Consider the following 16,521-nt stretch of genomic DNA (forward strand, 5'->3'; position numbering starts at 1 on the left):
GCAATCGAATGGGTGCGTGACGGATCAGGCGGAGGTGCCGGTGCGCGGCTGGCCGTCCAGTCCGGCTTGCAGCAGCGCCGGGTGGTCGTCGGGCACGACCGGGATTTCCTTGCCTTCCTTGTCCACGACCTTGCCGTCGACGACGCGGTCGCCGTCATTGAGCAAGGCCAGGTCGGACTCGCGCAGGTAGCGGCCCGTGCCCGCCGCGAAGACCGATGGCTGGTCCGAATTGCCGACGGTCAGGTGGTTGAACAGCAGGTTCAGGACGATGGCGACCAGCGCGGCCGAGCTGATGCCCGAGTGGAAGATGGTGGCGAACCAGACGGGGAAGTGCTCGTAGAACTTGGGCGCCACGATGGGAATCATGCCCGCGCCTATCGAGGTGGCGACGATGATCAGGTTCATGTTGTTTTCATAGTTCACCTTGGCCAGGGTGCGGATGCCGCTGGCGGCCACCGTGCCGAACAGCACCATGCCGGCTCCGCCCAGCACCGACGAGGGTACGGCGGCGACCAGCCGGCCCATGATGGGCAGCAGGCCCAGCGCGATCAGGATCAGGCCGCCGAAGGCCACCACGTAGCGGCTCTTGACGCCGGTCACGGCCACCAGGCCCACGTTCTGGGCAAAGGCGCTCTGGGTGAAGGAGCCGAACACGGGCGCCACCAGGCTGGAGAGCATGTCGGCGCGCAAGCCGTCGCCCAGGCGGCGCGAGTCCACCTTGGTGTCGATGATGTCGCCCACGGCCAGGATGTCCGCCGAGGTCTCCACCAGCGTGACGATGATCACGATGAACATGGAGATGATGGCGGCCGTCTGGAACGTGGGCATGCCGAAGTGGAACATCGAAGGCAAGGCGAACACGGGGCCGTCGCTGACGGCCGAGAAATCCGCCTTGCCCAGGGCCACGGCGATCACCGTGCCGATGATGATGGCCAGCAGGATGGACAGGCGCGAAATGGTGGCGCTGCCCAGCTTGCTCAGCAGCAGCACGATCAGCAAGGTGACGGCGGCCAGCGAAATATTGCCCACGCTGCCGAAGTCCGGGGACTGGGCGTTGCCGCCCATGGCCCAGAAGGCGGCGACCGGCATCAGCGTCAGGCCGATGGTCGTGATCACGCAGCCGGTCACCAGAGGCGGAAAGAAACGGATCACGCGCGAAAAGATCGGCGTGATCAGCAGGCCGATCAGGGATGCGGCGATGACGGCGCCAAAGACCGCCGGCAGCCCGCCGCCGCCGCCCAAGATGGCGATCATGGTGGCCACGCCGGAGAAGGATACGCCTTGCACCAGCGGCAGGCGGCAGCCGAAGAAAGGCAGGCCCAGGGTCTGCAGCAAGGTCGCCAGGCCGCCCATGAACAGGCAGGCCGTGATCAGCAGACCGGTCTCCGACGGCGGCAGGCCGGCCGCCTCGCCGATGATGAGCGGCACGGCGATGATGCCGCCGTACATGGTCAGGACGTGCTGGAAGCCGTAGGCCAGGTTGGGGCCCAGACCCAGGTTTTCGTCTTCAGGACGCTGCGCGGGAGCGGCGCCCGTGGAGGGTGTTGTCGTCACGTTGGTGTCTCCGAACAATAGGCAGGCAGGGCTCTGCGGCCCTGTCGTGAAGAAATTCAGACGGCGGCGGCGTCCAGCACTTTATCGCGCAGGCGGCGGGCGGCCTGCTGGTGGCGTTGCATCAGTTCTTGCAGATCGATGCCGCAAGGCTGTCCGTCGATGACGCGCCATTGGCCGGCCACCATGACGCGGTCGGCGCGGTCGGCGCCGCACAGCAGCAAGGCCGCCAAGGGGTTCTCCGCGCCCGAAAAGCGCAGTTCGTCCAGGGTGAACAGGGCCAGGTCCGCCTGCTGGCCCACTTCCAGGCCGCCGATGTCCCAGCGGCCCAGGCAGCGGGCCGAGCCTTGCGTGGCCCAGCGTATGACGGCCTCGTGCGTCACCTGGCCGGGCGCGTAGCGCAGCCGGCCCAGCAGCATGGCCTGGCGCATCTCCTGCGCCAGATTGGAGTGATCGTTGGAGGCCGAGCCGTCCACCGCCAGCCCCACCGGCGCGCCGGCCGCTTCCAGTTCGATGGTGCGGCACAGGCCGCTGCCCAGGACCATGTTGGACGAGGGGCAATGCGCAATGCCGGTGCCGGCCTGCCCCAGACGGCGAACCTCGTCATCATTGAAATGGATGCCATGGGCCAGCCAGGTGCGATCGCTGAGCCAGTCCTGCTCCTCCAGGTAATCCAGCGGACGCATGCCGAAGAGCTTTTCGCAGTACGCGGTCTCGTCTTCGGTTTCAGCCAGATGGGTGTGCAGGCGCACGTCCTCGCGCTGGGCTAGCGCCGCGCTTTCGCGCATCAGTTCCCGACTGACGGAAAACGGCGAGCATGGCGCCAATGCGATGGTGACCATGGCGCCGTCCTCGCGCTGATGATAGCGGCGGATCAGGCGCAGGCTGTCGTCCAGAATGGTTTTTTCGTCCTGCACGACGCTTTGCGGCGGCAGTCCCCCCTGCTCGCGGCCCACGCTCATGGAGCCTCGCGTCAAGGCGGCGCGCACGCCCAGGCGCTGGGCCGTTTCCGCCTGGCAATCGATGGCCTGCCGCAAGGCGCCGGAGAAGACATAATGGTGGTCCGCCACCGTGGTGCAGCCTGATTGCAGCAGCTCCACCATGGCCAGCTCGCTGGCGACCTGCATCTGCTCGTCGTCCAGCCCGGCCCACACGTCATACAAGGTGGTCAGCCAGGGGAAAAGAGGCTTGTTCAGGGCCGGCGTATAGGCGCGGGTCAGCGTCTGGTAGAAATGGTGATGAGTGTTGACCAGGCCGGGCAGGAGCACGTGCCGGGACGCATCCCATGCCTGATCATAGGCCTGGCGCGGCTGGGAGCCCGCCGCCACTTTTTCAAGAATGTGGCTGCCCTGGATCAACAGGCCGCCCCGCGCGGCGGGGTCCGAACAGGCCAGTGGATCCCGTATCCACAAGACGGGGGAAGTGCGACTCATTGTGCTGTCTCCTGCGTTTAATTCTTTTTTTATTGTTGTCGCTTCGCACAGCGGCCTTATCAAGCTCAGGTGATAAGGATTATTCAGCCCTGCCCAGGCGCCCTGCCCTCAGCCGCCTGGCCCGGGCAGAAAACTCGCATCATAGTAAAAAACGTATCTGATCCATACGAATTTTATTATGTCCGATGGTCTTACACGAGTTGATTTCGAATCCGCAAAAACAGAATCTTCTCAGGACTTACCCTGTGGACAAAATCTTTATTCTGCCTTTCTTTTCACTCCTCGGCTTATAAGCCTCTGGGCTATAAAGAAATTGCGCCGCGCCGGGCCCGGCCAGACCTGGAAGAGCGCCGCCGCTGCATTTTTGAATCAGGTCCGCATCCCATGTTACTTGTCTTGCTACGCCTCATCGGCGTGCTGGTGCAGCTCGACAAATCATAACGAGGAGATCACATGCAGCACATCAAGATCAAACCCGGCGCTCCCCTGGCCGAACAGGCCGAGATCGGCCACAACCGCTGGCATCCGGACATTCCAGACATGACCAGCGTGAAGCCGGGCGAGGAAATGATTCTGGAATGCCTGGATTTTCTGGACGCCCAGATCGAGAACACGGACAGCGCCAACGATGTGCGCGACGTGGACCTGACCCGCGCCCACCCCTTGACCGGTCCCATCCATGTGGAAGGCGCCGAGCCGGGCGACATCCTGGTGGTGGACCTGCTGGACATACGCTGCATCACGCCCGTGGGATTTTCAGGGATCTTCGCCAAGGAGAACGGCGGCGGCTTCCTGGCCGACCATTTCCCCGAAGCCGACAAGGCCATCTGGGATCTGCACGGCGTCTACGCCACCTCACGCCACATCCCCGGAGTGCGCATTGCCGGCATGATGCACCCCGGCCTGATCGGCACCCTGCCATCGCACGATCTGCTGCGCGAATGGAACCGCCGCGAAGCCCTGCTGGTGCCCAAGGGCCACGCCAAACCGCCTTATGCCGATACCGCCGTGCTGCGCGGCGTCAAGGGCGCCGAGTTCGACCGCATGGCCGCCGAGGCCGCGCGTACCGTCCCGCCGCGCGAGCATGGCGGCAACCTGGACATCAAGAATCTGACCATCGGGTCGCGCATCTACTTCCCTGTCTACGTCAAGGGCGCGGGCCTGTCCATGGGCGATCTGCACTTTTCCCAGGGCGACGGCGAGATCTCCTTCTGCGGCGCCATCGAAATGGACGGCGCGGCCCATCTGGGATTCGACCTGATCAAGGGCGGCATGGCCAAGTACAACTTGACCGCGCCCATCTACGTGCCCGGTCGCCATGATCCGCGCTACGACCAATGGCTGCATTTCACCGGCATCAGCGTGGAGGAAGGCGTCAATCATTATCTGGACGCCACCGTCGCCTCCCGCCAGGCCTGCCTGGCGGCGATCGACTACATCACCCGCGTGACGCAGCTCTCCCGCGCCCAGGCCTATATGCTGCTGACCGCCGCGCCGGTGGAAGGCCGCTACGGCGGCGTCGTGGACCTGCCCAACAGCTCGGCGTCCCTGGCCCTGCCCACGGGCATTTTCGACACCGACATCCTGCCGCAGGGGGCCCTGAACCAGGCCGCCCGGTTCGGCCGGCCCGGCACGCGCTGCACCTTGTCCTGAACCATGACGGCCGCGGGTTCGAGCAAGGATCCGCGGCACTGTTTTCCGGGAATAAGCCCATGCCTTTGTACGATTATCTTTGCAACCATTGTCTGACCCGCAGCAGCAGCCTGCGCAGCATCGCGGCCCGCAATGACCCGCAGACCTGCCCGGCCTGTCGCCAAAGCGTCTTGCTGCTGCAGTTGAGCGCGCCGCGCCGCCTCTTCAGCAAGGACGGCCCGTCGCGCACCCTGACGCCGCAGCAGGCGCTGGCGGGCGCCGACGTCACCGGACCGGGAACGCGTTCCCGCAGCCGCAATTCGGTGCTGCATACCTGCATGGGGCCGGGATGCAGCGTCTGCGCTTAGCGCATCAATGCCGTCACGGCAAGCTGTCAGATTTGACAGGGCCTTGCTCCAAGGCCCGACCCGCCTGGGCAGGCCAGGCACGAGGACTACACGCTTGTGTTGACGTTACAACAATAAGATACAAATACGAATCACTCCTGTCTATAATCGAGAATCAGTCTCATTAACAACAGGGTGGGTTTCATGTCTGTATCGCCGTTTCCCGCCGCTGCGCGCCATTCACGCAGCGGCCTGTCTTTTTTTGCTCTGACTGCTCTGGGCGCTGCACTGCATCTGGCTTACGGCGCTGCCGCCCTGGCACAGCAAGTGGACGAACTGGACCGCATCGTGGTCAAGGCCGAACAGGAGCTGAAGCAGACGCTGGGCTCGTCCATCATCACCCAGGACGACCTGCAGAAATCCCCGCCCGCCAACGATATTTCCGACGTGCTGCGCACCATGCCCGGCGTGAACCTGACCGGCAATTCAGCCAGCGGCCAACGCGGCAACAACCGCCAGATCGACATGCGCGGCATGGGCCCGGAAAACACCCTGATCCTGATCGACGGCAAGCCGGTCAGCTCGCGTTCCGCCGTGCGCTTTGGCTGGCGCGGCGAGCGCGACTCGCGCGGCGACACCAACTGGGTGCCGGCCGAGCAGATCGAACGCATCGAAGTGCTGCGCGGCGCGGCCGCCGCCCGCTATGGCAACGGCGCGGCCGGCGGCGTGGTGAACATCATCACCAAGCCCGCGACCGAGAGATTCCAGGGCACGGTCTCGCTGTACGGCAATCTGCCCCGGCACAGCGAGGAAGGCGCCACGCGGCGCATGAATTTCGGCCTGAGCGGCCCCATCAGCGAAAGCTTGTCCTTTCGCCTGTACGGCAATCTGAACAAGACCGACGCGGACGATTACGATATCAACAAGGATCACGCTTCCAAGCGCGGCGGCAGCAATCTGGGCACCTTCCCGGCCGGGCGTGAAGGCGTGCGCAACAAGGACATCAACGGCCTGCTTTCCTGGCGCCCCGACAGTCGGCAGACCGTGGACCTGGAAGCGGCCTACAGCCGCCAGGGCAATATCTACGCCGGCGATACGCAAAACACCAATACCAACGACGAGGTCAAGCGCCACCTGGGCGACGAGACCAACAAGCTGTACCGCCAGAGCTATTCCCTGACCCATAGGGGCGACTGGAACGACAAGACCAATTCCCTGGCCTATTTCCAGTACGAGAAAACGCGCAACTACCGCATTCTGGAGGGCTTGGCCGGCGGGACGGAAGGCGCCTTCAACGATCCTGCCCGCGCCCAGGACGGCGGCTTTGGCACCATAGACCTGAGCACCATGACGGCGCATGCCGAGGCCAGCCACCAGTTCAAGACGGGCAGCGTGGAGCAGTACGCCACGCTGGGCATGGAATGGGTGGGCCAGGAACTGAATGACAAATCGTCCGAGCTGGCCCTGCGCAACCGCTCCCGCATCCCCGGCGCGCCCACCGCATACCGGGCCAAGTCGCGCGCCAACATCTATTCCGTGTTTGCCGAAGACAATATCTACGCCACCGACAGCACCACGGTGACGCCCGGGCTGCGCTTCGACTATCACGACAAGCACGGCAGCAACTGGAGCCCTTCCCTTAACCTGTCCCATGCCGTCACCGACAACTGGACGGTCAAGGCCGGGATAGCCCGCGCCTACAAGGCGCCCAACCTGTACCAGAGCAACAGCGGCTACACCTTGTACAGCCTGGGCAACGGTTGCTGGGGCAACACTGGCGGCCCGAACGATGCAGGCTGCTTCCTGCAGGGCAACTCCGACCTGAAGGCCGAGACCAGCATCAACAAGGAACTGGGCATTGAATATGCGGGCGATGACGGCGTGGGCGCCAGCTTGACCTACTTCCACAACGACTACCGCAACAAGGTGGAAGCCGGGCGCGTTGCCGTGGACAGCTTCAGCGCCATGAACAACCAGCAACTGGTTCTGCAATGGGAGAACATTCCCAAAGCCGTGGTATCGGGTCTGGAGGGCAATCTGACCCTGCCCCTGGCCCCGGATTGGCTGTGGCAGACCAACTTCACCTATATGATCGAGTCCAAGAACAAGACCACGGGCGAAGCCTTGTCCACCATTCCCAAGTACACCATCAACAGCACCCTGGACTGGAACATCGATGCCGACTGGTCGCTGCGCGCCAAGGCGACCTTCTACGGTGAACAGAAACCGCCCAAGTTCGACTACTACGGGCTGCCGCTGGAAGGCTCGGCGACCGACAAGGTGTCACCCTACGCCCTTTTCGGCCTGAGCACGCAGTACAGGATCAACAAGCATTTCCGCCTCAATGCGGGCGTGGACAATATTTTCGACAAACGCCTGTTCCGTCGCGGCAACGCCATCGGCGTCAACCTGAACACGCCCAACTACATTTACGGCGCCGGCGCCTACACCTACAACCAGCCCGGCCGCACTTTCTTCCTGGGCCTGACCGGCACGTTCTGACGCGTTCGGCCGAGCGGCCTGCGCAGCAGGGGCTCCGTCCTTCAAAGGACGGGGCCCCTTTTTCGTCGCTTCAATCCCGACCATTTCAGTCGGACATCAACATTTCAGACCTTAAACGATGGGCTTTGACTTCCATCAAGGATAAACCGCTGCTTCCTTTATATGCTTATAACTGTAAATAATTTAAACGGGTCTTACCCAGGCATAAAGAGGTCAGAACATGATGCCCCCCGCCGCGCCCCAAAAGGGCAAGCGCCGCTTTCTCAAAGAGCTGCTGGGCCTGAGCGCCAGCGCCACCATCATCCCCATTCAGCCGGTCCAGGCCGCCATGAACAGCCAGCCGCCGCGGCGCGACGGCGGCAAGCCCGGCGCACGCTACGGCATGGTGGTGGACCTGCGCAAATGCATAGGCTGCCAGGCTTGCACCGTTAGTTGCTCCATCGAGAACGCGCCGCCCATAGGCCAGTTCCGCACGACCGTGCTCCAGTACGAAGTGCTCGACGGCCAGCAGCAGGCCGCCATGCTGAGCCTGCCGCGCCTGTGCAATCACTGCGACAACCCGCCTTGCGTGCCTGTCTGCCCCGTGCAGGCGACCTTCCAGCGCGAGGACGGCGTGGTTCTGGTGGACAACGAGCGCTGCGTGGGCTGCGCCTACTGCGTACAGGCCTGTCCCTACGACGCCCGCTTCATCAATCACGAGACCCAGACAGCGGACAAATGCACTTTTTGCGAGCACCGGCTGGAGGCCGGCCTGCTGCCTGCCTGTGTGGAGAGCTGCGTCGGCGGCGCCCGCGTCATCGGCGACCTGAACGACGAGCACAGCGCCGTCTCGCGCCTGATGCGCGAGCACAAGGACGAGATCCGCGTCCTGAAGCCGGGCATGAACACCAATCCGCATGTGTTCTACATAGGCTTGCCCGATGAATTCGTCGATGGCGTGGACGGCCAGGCCAGCGTGCGCCTGACCACGCAATTCTAGGAGAAGGCCATGACCATCATCGAACTGCTGACCCCTGCCTACGAAGTAGCCTGGCTGCCCTGGGCCGTACAGTATTTCTTCCTGGTCGGACTGGCCGCCGCCAGCGCCCTCTGGGTATGGCGCTGCGCCTGGTCGGGCGACGGTGCTTTGCGCGCGCTGGAGCCGGCGCTGATGATCGTGCTGCTGTGCAGCAGCATCGCCGCCCCGATATCCCTGCTGGCCGATCTGCACCAGCCGGGCCGCTTCTGGCATTTCTATGCCCATTTCACGCCCTGGTCCTGGATGTCACTGGGCGCGGTGCTGCTGCCCCTGTTCGTGGGCCTGTCCCTGGCCAATGTGCTGGCCTGGTGGCTGGACCGCCGCGTCCTCTGGCGCTGGCTGAGCCTGGCGCTGCTCGCGTCGGCCCTGTCCATCCTGGTCTACAGCGGCGCCGAAGTCATGGTGCTGCGTTCGCGCCCCTTGTGGAACACCGTGTTCCTGCCCGTCAATTTCGCCCTGACGGCCGCGTTGGCCAGCCTGGGCGCCATCCTGCTGGTGGCGCGCTGGCTGCCCGGCGGCACGGCATCCTTGCCGGCGGCTGCTCTGCGCCGCTGGGCCCTGGCGACCGTCCTGGCGCTGGCGGCCGGCGCCCTGCTATGGATGGCCACGGGCTTGTTCGGCCGCAGCCGTTCTTTCGAGACAGCCATGGAGCTGTTCCGGACCTACCCCGTCTGGCGCGTGAGCTTTCTGGGCTCGCTGGCCGCCGGCCTGCTGATCCTGTTCCTGCTGAGCCGCCCCGCCGCCGCCCTGCAAGGCCGCCTCCACAGCCTGCTGTGCGCCCTGCTGATGCTGGGTTCGGCCTGGGTGTTCCGCTGGATCATCTTCATGGCCGTGCAAGGCGTGCCCAAGTACGGCGCCGGCCTGTATCTGTACACCATGCCGCTGGGCAGCGACGGCCTGCTGGGCATGCTGGGCGTGCTTGGCCTGTGCATCGCGCTGCTGTCCCTGAGCACCACCCTGCTCTCTCTTTTCCCGGCCCGCCGCCGCGTCCTGGCGGCCTGAGCCCGCGCTGACATCCTTGAATCCAGGTTTGAGTCATGAGCAAGAAAAACGAAACCACCAATCTGTCCCGCCGGCAGATGCTGACCCGCGGCGGAGCCGCCGTGGGCGGCCTGGCCGCTTTTGCCGCCGGCTATAGCGACACCGTCGTCAAAGCCGTGAAGGGCCTGGGCCAGGGCACCGCCGGCGCGCCTGCCGCGCACGCCACCCGCGGCAACTCTTTGCAGGCCGAATTCCGCATCGATCCCGTCACAGGCCTGCTGGACACCCAGCCCGGCCAGGTCGTCAGCCCGTCCAGTTGCCTGGGGTGCTGGACGCAATGCGGCGTGCGCGTGCGCGTGGACACGGAACACGATGCCATCCTGCGCATCGCGGGCAATCCCTACCATCCGCTGGCCACCACCCAGCCGGCCGCCATGGATCAGCCCGTCCGCGAGGTCTATGCCATGCTGGGCGGCGAGAACGGCCTGGAGGGGCGCGCCAGCGCCTGTGCGCGGGGCGCCTCCATGCTGGCCCAGCACGCCAGCCCGTACCGCGTCCTCTCTCCGCTCAAGCGGGTCGGGCCGCGCGGTTCGGGACAATGGCAGCGCATCAGCTTCGAGCAATTGATCGAGGAGGTCTGCGAAGGCGGCGATCTCTTTGGAGAAGGCCTGGTCGGCGGTTTGCGCGCCATCTGGGATCACCAGACGCTCATCGATCCCAAGAATCCGGAATACGGTCCGCTGGCCAATCAATTGTTGTTCACGGATTCGGCCAATGAAGGCCGCACACCCTTGATCAAGCGCTTTGCGGAGCAAGCCTTCGGCACCGTCAACGTCAGCAACCACGGCTCGTACTGCGGCCAGAGCTTTCGCGTGGGCACGGGCGCGGCCATGGGCGACATGAAAGGCATGCCCCACGGCAAGCCGGACTGGAAGAACGCCCGCTTCGGCCTGTTCATCGGCGCGGCGCCGGCGCAGTCGGGCAATCCTTTCCAGCGCCAGGGCCGCGAACTGGCCGAGGCGCGTTCCCGGCCCGAGAACACCTTCCGCTACGTGGTGGCCTCCCCCATCCTGCCGACCTCCTCCAGCCTCGCGTCGCGCAGCGGCAACCGTTGGCAGCCCGTGCTGCCCGGCAGCGACCTGTCGCTGGTCATGGGCATGCTGCGCTGGATCCTGGAAGAAGAACGCTTCGACGCCGATCATCTGGCCCGTCCGCACGCGCCCGCCGCCGAGGACGAGCAGGCCGCTTCGTGGACCAATGCCGCCCACCTGTTGATTGCGGAGCCCGGGCATCCGGCTTTTGGCCGCTATCTGCGAGCATCCGATCTGGGTTGGGAAACGGTCGAAGGCAACGAACCAGCGTTCATCGTCGTGGACGAGCAGAACGAGCTGCGCGCCCATACCGAACTGGATCGCGCCGTGCTGTTCGCTGAACGCACCGTGATGCTGGACGGCCAGGAAGTGCGTGTCTGCACCGCCCTGCACATGCTGCGCGAGCGGACCCGGGAGCAGAGCCTGGCGCAGTATGCCGAGCGTTGCGGCATGGAGGAAGCCGCCCTGGTGGAGCTGGCCCGCGAATTCACCAGCCACGGCCGTTACGCCGTGGCCGACGCCCACGGCGGCACCATGAACGGATCGGGTTTCTACACCGCCTACGCCATCGCCATGCTCAACACGCTGGTAGGCAACCTGAACCTGAAGGGCGGCCTGGTGCTGGACGCCGGCCCCTTCGGTCCATTCGGCCCCGGCCCCCGCTACAACTTCGCCCAGTTTCCCGGCAAGGCCGCCGCCAAAGGCGTGGCCCTGTCCCGGCACCGCTTCGCCTACGAAAAGTCCAGCGAGTACCAGCGCCGCAAGGAGAACGGCGAATCTCCCTATCCCGCGCCTGCTCCCTGGTACCCGGCCGTGGGCGGGCTGAGCAGCGAAATGATCGCCTCCGGACTGAACGGCTACCCCTATTCGTGCAAGGTGTGGATCAACCACATGAGCAATCCGGTCTATGCGATTGCGGGCTTCAAGAACGCCATGCTGGACAAGCTCAAGGATCCGGCCGTGCTGCCGCTGTCCATATCCATCAACCCTTTCATCAACGAGACCAACGCCTACGCCGATTACATCGTGCCCGATACCGTCACCTACGAAAGCTGGGGCGTGTCCGCGCCCTGGGCCGACGTGATCGCCAAGTCCTCCACCGTGCGCTGGCCCGTGGTCCAGCCCCGCGTGGACCGCACGGCGGACGGCCGGCCCGTGAATCTGGAAAGCTTCCTGTTTGCCGTGGCCCTGCGCCTGGGCCTGCCCGGCTTTGGCAAAGGAGTGCTCAAGGACAAGAGCGGGCAGGCGCACGACCTGCTGTGCGCCGAAGATTTCTACCTGCGCGGCATGGCCAATATCGCCTATGGCGCGGGCCGTCCGGTGGGGGATGCCAGCGACGACGATATGCGCATGACCGGCGTGGACCGCCTCTTCCCTGAATTGCAGGCTCGTCTGCATCCGGAAGAGCAGCGCAAAGTCGCCATGCTGCTGACGCGCGGCGGCCGCTTCGATCGCGTCGAGAACGCCTGGAAAGGCGAGCAGCTCAAGAACCGCTACGACACGGCCCTGCAGATCTGGAACGAAGACCTGGCCCGCATGCGCCACTCCATGACGGGCGAGCGCCTGAGCGGCTGCCCCAGCTGGTATCCCACGCGGCTGGCCGATGGCAGCGCGATGCGCGACCATTTTACGGAACAGGACTGGCCTTTCCTGATGAGTTCCTATAAATCCAATCTGATGAGCTCCATGTCCATAGGCATGGACAGGCTGCGGCAAGTGCATCCGCACAATCCCATCTCTCTGAACCAGGAGGACGCCGGGCGCCTGGGCATACGCAACGGGGACCGGGTGCGCGTCAGCACGCCGGGCGGTTCGGTAGAAGGCGTGGCCCTGGTGCGCGGCGGCATCATGCGCGGCGCCATCGCCATCGAGCACGGCTTCGGCCATACGGAACTGGGCGCGCGCGCCCATGCCATAGACGGCCAGCCCATGCCCCACCAGCCCGCCCTGGCGGCAGGCGTGAACCTGAACGAGCTGGGTTTTGCCGATCCGACTCGCGGCAAGGGCCAGGACAATGTCTGGATCGACTGGGTTTCGGGCGCCGCCGTGCGCCAGGGCCTGCCGGCGAAGGTCGAGAAGATCATGGCCTGACCGCCGCTGCCCGCCGTGACGCATCGCTTCGCCCCCATCCAGGGCGAAGCGCCCAGCCTTGCAAGCGGAACATCCGCTTGCAAGGCTTTTTCAATGTTGTTGCAGGCCCTTCTTGGGGCGGGTCCGCTCCAGCCGCAGGTAGCGGATTGCCAGATTGAGATTGCGGCCCACCGACATGCCGATGAACAAGGTCCATAGAGCTGCGGCGGCGACGGACAGCATCGGGTTTCTTGCCGAGACTGCGCCGGATTCGATGGCATAGTGAAGCGCGAACTCGAAGAAGAAGGTCGCAAGAATCACGACGAGCATCATTGCGTCGCCGGGAAGAGAAATGGTGTGCTTTGCTCGATCAGCGGCGATGGTCCAAGTGCGCACATGGTAAGTTCCGACCCCCAGCCCTATCACGCTTCCGACTATGCCCGCCAGAAGATCGAACAGGCCGACTGAAGAAAACAGCTCAAGGTAGCCTCGAGCGCCGAGAACCAGCATCAATGCGGGCATGATGAGCAGGCGTTCGACCCGAATAGTCCGGGGATAACAGCGCGCCACTCCCATCCAGAGAAGCACAAGAAACAGGACGTAGACATAGAGCGGTACGTGAGACATGGCTGACCTCCTCGATGTCAAATACGATCCTGATGTTGTCAGTATCTGGCCGCGATAATTGCGGTGTCAAGGCGCGTGCCGTCGACGTTCAGCCATTAAGGCCCCTTCTCTTGCTGGAGACTTTCTTTATCAAACAGGGAAATTTTTTCCGTTAATTGCATTTTTGTATTCGCATAGCATCTACCCGCATACTCGGTTGGGTTCTGGCATGAGGAATCCGCTTGGGAAAGCCTACTACAGCAGCAGCCTGCTTTCCCTGAAAATGCACATGGGCGCATACGGCGCCCATGCCCTATTCCTTACAAGCCGGACTTCACAGCGGCATTGATTGACAGCGATGCAAACACCGTCAAGCGCTGCGATGCACGCTCAGGCCCGCAAAGCTCTGTGCCACCGGCATGATCTCGATGTAGTTGACATTCATGTGCGCCGGCGCGTTCATGATCCAGCAAATCGTGCCTGCCACGTCTTCGGGAGTCAGCGCCTGCACGTTCTGGTAGACTGCGGCGGCCTTCTCCTCGCTGCCCAGGCGCACCTTGGAAAAGTCCGTGCCCGAACACAGGCCGGGCGCCACGGTGGAGACGCGCACTGCCGTACCCGCCAGGTCCGCCCTCAGGTTCTTGCTGAAATGATGCACGAAGGCCTTGGTCGCTCCATAGACATTGCCGCCCGCATACGCATAGGCGCCGGCGGTGGAACCCAGGTTGATGACGTGTCCCCTGTTCTGCTCCACCATGCCGGGCAGCAAGGCGTGGGTGATATGCAGCAAGGAGCTGATATTGGTGCTGACCATGGTGTCCCAATGCTCCAGACTGGACTGCTGGGCCGGCGCCACGCCCAGGGCCAGGCCCGCATTGTTGACCAGCACATCGATGGACGGGAAGCGTGCGCGTATGTCGGCCAGCGCCGCTTCCACGGCGCTGCGGTCGGTCAGGTCCACGCTGACGGGCACGAAGCGCTCGCCCAGCTCGCTTGCCAGCTCCTGCAGCTTGTCCTTGCGGCGCGCCAGGCCGATGACGGTATGGCCTTCGGCCACCATCTGGCGTGCAATGGCGGCTCCGAATCCCGACGAGGCTCCCGTGACGACTGCGGTTTTCATGTTGCTCTGTTCCTGTATGCCCGCCGGCAGCGCCGGCGAGCGATTAAAGTATCAAGAATAGCAAAAAAGCCCGCCCGGGTCAGAGGCTGGCCGGGCGTTCCAGTCCCAGATGGCCGCGCAGGGTGCGGTGCTCGTAATCCTGGCGGAACAGGCCCCGCTTTTGCAGCACGGGAATGACCTGCTCCACGAAATCGCGGATGCCGCCCGGCAGTGACGGCGGCATCAGGTTGAAGCCGTCCGCGCCTTCGTTGCGCCACCACAGCTCGATCTGGTCCGCGATGGATTCCGGAGTTCCCACCATGGTGCAATGGCCGCCGCCCGCAGCCAGGCGGCCCAGCAATTCGCGCACGGTGGGCTGTTCGGTCTGGATGATGCGCAGCACCGTGGCGTAGCGCCCTTTGGGCCCCTTGAAACTCTCCAGAGGCGGCAGGGGCGGCACGGGCGCGTCCAGATCCCAGCCCATGCAATCCTGGCCCACGAACGTGCCCAGCTGGCGCAGCGAGGTTTCCGCAGGCAGCAATTCGTCCAGCTCGCGCTGCTTGCGGCGCGCCTCGTCCATCGTGGAGCCCACATAGGTGACCAGACCCGGCATGATGGGCAGGGGCACGCCCCGCCCCGTCGCCTGCACGCGCCGCTTCATGTCGCGGTAGTAGGCCTGGGCGGACGGCAGATCGTAGGCCACGGCATAGATGGCCTCGGCCTTGCGGGCCGCCAGGTCGCGTCCCTGCTCGGAAGCGCCGGCCTGGAACAGCACCGGCTGCCCCTGGGGAGAGCGCGGCAGGGTCAAGGGCCCGTCCACCAGGAAATGCTCGCCTTGATGATGGATCTGGCGCACCTTGTCCACCTGCGCGTAATCGCCTTGGCGATTCATCACCAAGGCATCATCGGTCCAGGAATCGAACAGCTTCAGGGCCGTGTCCACGAACTCCTCGGCCCGGGCGTAGCGCCAGGCATGGTCGGGCATGGCGGCATAACCATGATTGCGCGCCTCCGCATCGAACATGGAAGTGACCACGTTCCAGCCCATGCGTCCCTGCGAAACATGATCCAGCGAGCACAGCATGCGCGCCGCCACGAAAGGCGTGTAGAAGGTGCTGGACACCGTACTGATCAGGCCGATGCGCTCGGTGGCTCGCGCCAGCGCGGACATCAAGGTCAAAGGCTCCAGGAACCAGCGCGGCCCGTCGGCCACATTGTCCGTGGACTGTCCGTCGGCAAAGAAGATGGCGTCCAGCTTGCCCTTTTCGGCCAGTTGGGTCAGTTCTTCGTAGAAACGGGCGTCGCCCAGGCGCTCCACCTGGGAATCAGGATGGCGCCAGGCGGCGCGGTGATGGCCGCAGCCATGTATGAACAGGTTGAAGTGCAGCTGTCTCATCCGTTTTTCACCAGTCCGCCATCCACGACCAGGTTCTGTCCCGTGACGGCGCGCGCCCAGGGACCCGCAAAGAAGAGCGCCGCATCCGCGAATTCCTCGGGCGTGGTCACCCGGCGCAGCGGCGTGCTGGCGGCGATCAGGTCGAACACCGCTTCCGGCGTGGCCGCCGAGGCGTCCGTCGTGCGCAGCAGGCCGCCGGAGATCATGTTGACGGTGATCTGCTGCGGGCCCAGGTCCTGCGACAGGGTGCGCGTCAGGGACAGCAGCGCCGCCTTGGCGGCCGTGTAGTCGTGATAGGGCACGACGGGATTCTGGAACAGGTTGGTGCCGATATTGATGATGCGGCCAAAGCCGGCTTCCTGCATGCCCGCCAGGGCGGCCTGCGTCGTGTTCAAGGCCCCGCCCACCACGCCTTCCAGCTGCTGATGCAGGTCGGCCCAGCGCAGCGTGTCCGCATGCGGGCGCGCATCGCCATTGAACTTGAAAGCCGGCAAGGCATTGTTCACCACCGTGGTGACAGGCGCGCCGAAATGCTGGCGCGCCGCGGCGAACATGGCCCGCACCGCTTGCGCGTCGGTCACGTCGGCCTGCACCGCCAAGCACTGGCCGGGAAACTCGGCCGCCAGGGCCTGCGCGCCCGCCGCGCTTGTCAGGTAATTGATGACCACCCGCGCGCCCTGGCGCGCAAAAGCGCGCACCAGGCTGGCGCCCAGGCCGCGCGCCCCGCCGGTGACGAGGACGACTTGCCGTGAGAGTTCCGAGATATGGTCCAGAGACATGACATTCCTTCCAAAG

Annotated in this window: 12 protein-coding genes; 6 read left to right on the forward strand and 6 right to left on the reverse strand. The window is 64.6% G+C overall.

The window, feature by feature from the left end; translation table 11 throughout:
* Positions 1-24: 24 nt before the first annotated feature.
* Both ACWPWO_RS18135 and ACWPWO_RS18140 read right to left on the reverse strand, forming a co-directional pair.
* Complete coding sequence (locus ACWPWO_RS18135) at positions 25-1,554, reverse strand: nucleobase:cation symporter-2 family protein (RefSeq protein WP_454007774.1); 1,530 nt, start codon at positions 1,552-1,554, stop codon at positions 25-27.
* Positions 1,555-1,610: 56 nt separating this feature from the next.
* Positions 1,611-2,984: an 8-oxoguanine deaminase gene (locus tag ACWPWO_RS18140; RefSeq protein WP_454007775.1), complete on the reverse strand. Its 1,374-nt coding sequence runs from the start codon at positions 2,982-2,984 to the stop codon at positions 1,611-1,613.
* 453 nt (positions 2,985-3,437) lie between these two features.
* On the opposite strand from ACWPWO_RS18140, the gene fmdA reads away from it, so the two are divergent.
* From fmdA to ACWPWO_RS18170, 6 genes are all read left to right on the forward strand, one after another.
* Entirely contained in the window at positions 3,438-4,637 is a 1,200-nt protein-coding gene (gene fmdA / locus ACWPWO_RS18145) for a formamidase (RefSeq protein ID WP_454007776.1), read from the forward strand.
* A gap of 59 nt (positions 4,638-4,696) precedes the next feature.
* Positions 4,697-4,984, forward strand: a complete 288-nt coding sequence (locus ACWPWO_RS18150) for an FmdB family zinc ribbon protein (RefSeq protein WP_454007777.1) — start codon at positions 4,697-4,699, stop codon at positions 4,982-4,984.
* A 183-nt stretch (positions 4,985-5,167) separates the two neighbouring features.
* On the forward strand, positions 5,168-7,465 hold the full coding sequence (locus tag ACWPWO_RS18155) for a TonB-dependent siderophore receptor (RefSeq protein ID WP_454007778.1): 2,298 nt from the start codon (positions 5,168-5,170) through the stop codon (positions 7,463-7,465).
* A 220-nt stretch (positions 7,466-7,685) separates the two neighbouring features.
* On the forward strand, positions 7,686-8,444 hold the full coding sequence (dsrO, locus tag ACWPWO_RS18160; protein ID WP_454007779.1) for a sulfate reduction electron transfer complex DsrMKJOP subunit DsrO: 759 nt from the start codon (positions 7,686-7,688) through the stop codon (positions 8,442-8,444).
* 9 nt (positions 8,445-8,453) lie between these two features.
* A complete protein-coding gene (nrfD, locus tag ACWPWO_RS18165) occupies positions 8,454-9,485 on the forward strand; it encodes an NrfD/PsrC family molybdoenzyme membrane anchor subunit (protein WP_454007780.1) in 1,032 nt (343 codons plus the stop codon).
* Between the two features lie 35 nt (positions 9,486-9,520).
* Positions 9,521-12,646 carry a molybdopterin dinucleotide binding domain-containing protein gene (locus ACWPWO_RS18170; RefSeq protein ID WP_454007781.1) on the forward strand — a complete coding sequence of 1,042 codons (3,126 nt, stop codon included), beginning with the start codon at positions 9,521-9,523 and terminating at the stop codon, positions 12,644-12,646.
* A 90-nt stretch (positions 12,647-12,736) separates the two neighbouring features.
* Here ACWPWO_RS18170 and ACWPWO_RS18175 read toward each other — a convergent pair whose 3' ends face one another.
* The 4 genes from ACWPWO_RS18175 to ACWPWO_RS18190 form a co-directional block, all read right to left on the reverse strand.
* Positions 12,737-13,252 (reverse strand): DUF6622 family protein, encoded by a 516-nt coding sequence (locus ACWPWO_RS18175; RefSeq protein WP_454007782.1) that lies wholly within the window; start codon positions 13,250-13,252, stop codon positions 12,737-12,739.
* 349 nt (positions 13,253-13,601) lie between these two features.
* Entirely contained in the window at positions 13,602-14,351 is a 750-nt protein-coding gene (locus ACWPWO_RS18180; protein ID WP_394065732.1) for an SDR family NAD(P)-dependent oxidoreductase, read from the reverse strand.
* Between the two features lie 79 nt (positions 14,352-14,430).
* Positions 14,431-15,726, reverse strand: a complete 1,296-nt coding sequence (locus tag ACWPWO_RS18185) for an LLM class flavin-dependent oxidoreductase (protein WP_454007783.1) — start codon at positions 15,724-15,726, stop codon at positions 14,431-14,433.
* The gene (locus tag ACWPWO_RS18190; protein ID WP_454007784.1) at positions 15,723-16,505 is read right to left on the reverse strand and encodes a 3-oxoacyl-ACP reductase; all 783 of its coding nucleotides are present in this window, start codon (positions 16,503-16,505) and stop codon (positions 15,723-15,725) included. Before ACWPWO_RS18190 ends, ACWPWO_RS18185 begins: the two co-directional genes overlap by 4 nt.
* Positions 16,506-16,521 lie beyond the last annotated feature (16 nt).

The organism is Alcaligenes sp. Marseille-Q7550, assembly GCF_965112015.1.

Coding starts and splice junctions, on each gene's coding strand:
- ACWPWO_RS18140 (WP_454007775.1), bottom strand. CDS start 2,984: ATGAGTCGCACTTCCCCCGTCTTGTGGATACGGGATCCACTGGCCTGT.
- fmdA (WP_454007776.1), top strand. CDS start 3,438: ATGCAGCACATCAAGATCAAACCCGGCGCTCCCCTGGCCGAACAGGCC.
- ACWPWO_RS18150 (WP_454007777.1), top strand. CDS start 4,697: ATGCCTTTGTACGATTATCTTTGCAACCATTGTCTGACCCGCAGCAGC.
- ACWPWO_RS18155 (WP_454007778.1), top strand. CDS start 5,168: ATGTCTGTATCGCCGTTTCCCGCCGCTGCGCGCCATTCACGCAGCGGC.
- dsrO (WP_454007779.1), top strand. CDS start 7,686: ATGATGCCCCCCGCCGCGCCCCAAAAGGGCAAGCGCCGCTTTCTCAAA.
- nrfD (WP_454007780.1), top strand. CDS start 8,454: ATGACCATCATCGAACTGCTGACCCCTGCCTACGAAGTAGCCTGGCTG.
- ACWPWO_RS18170 (WP_454007781.1), top strand. CDS start 9,521: ATGAGCAAGAAAAACGAAACCACCAATCTGTCCCGCCGGCAGATGCTG.
- ACWPWO_RS18175 (WP_454007782.1), bottom strand. CDS start 13,252: ATGTCTCACGTACCGCTCTATGTCTACGTCCTGTTTCTTGTGCTTCTC.
- ACWPWO_RS18180 (WP_394065732.1), bottom strand. CDS start 14,351: ATGAAAACCGCAGTCGTCACGGGAGCCTCGTCGGGATTCGGAGCCGCC.
- ACWPWO_RS18185 (WP_454007783.1), bottom strand. CDS start 15,726: ATGAGACAGCTGCACTTCAACCTGTTCATACATGGCTGCGGCCATCAC.
- ACWPWO_RS18190 (WP_454007784.1), bottom strand. CDS start 16,505: ATGTCTCTGGACCATATCTCGGAACTCTCACGGCAAGTCGTCCTCGTC.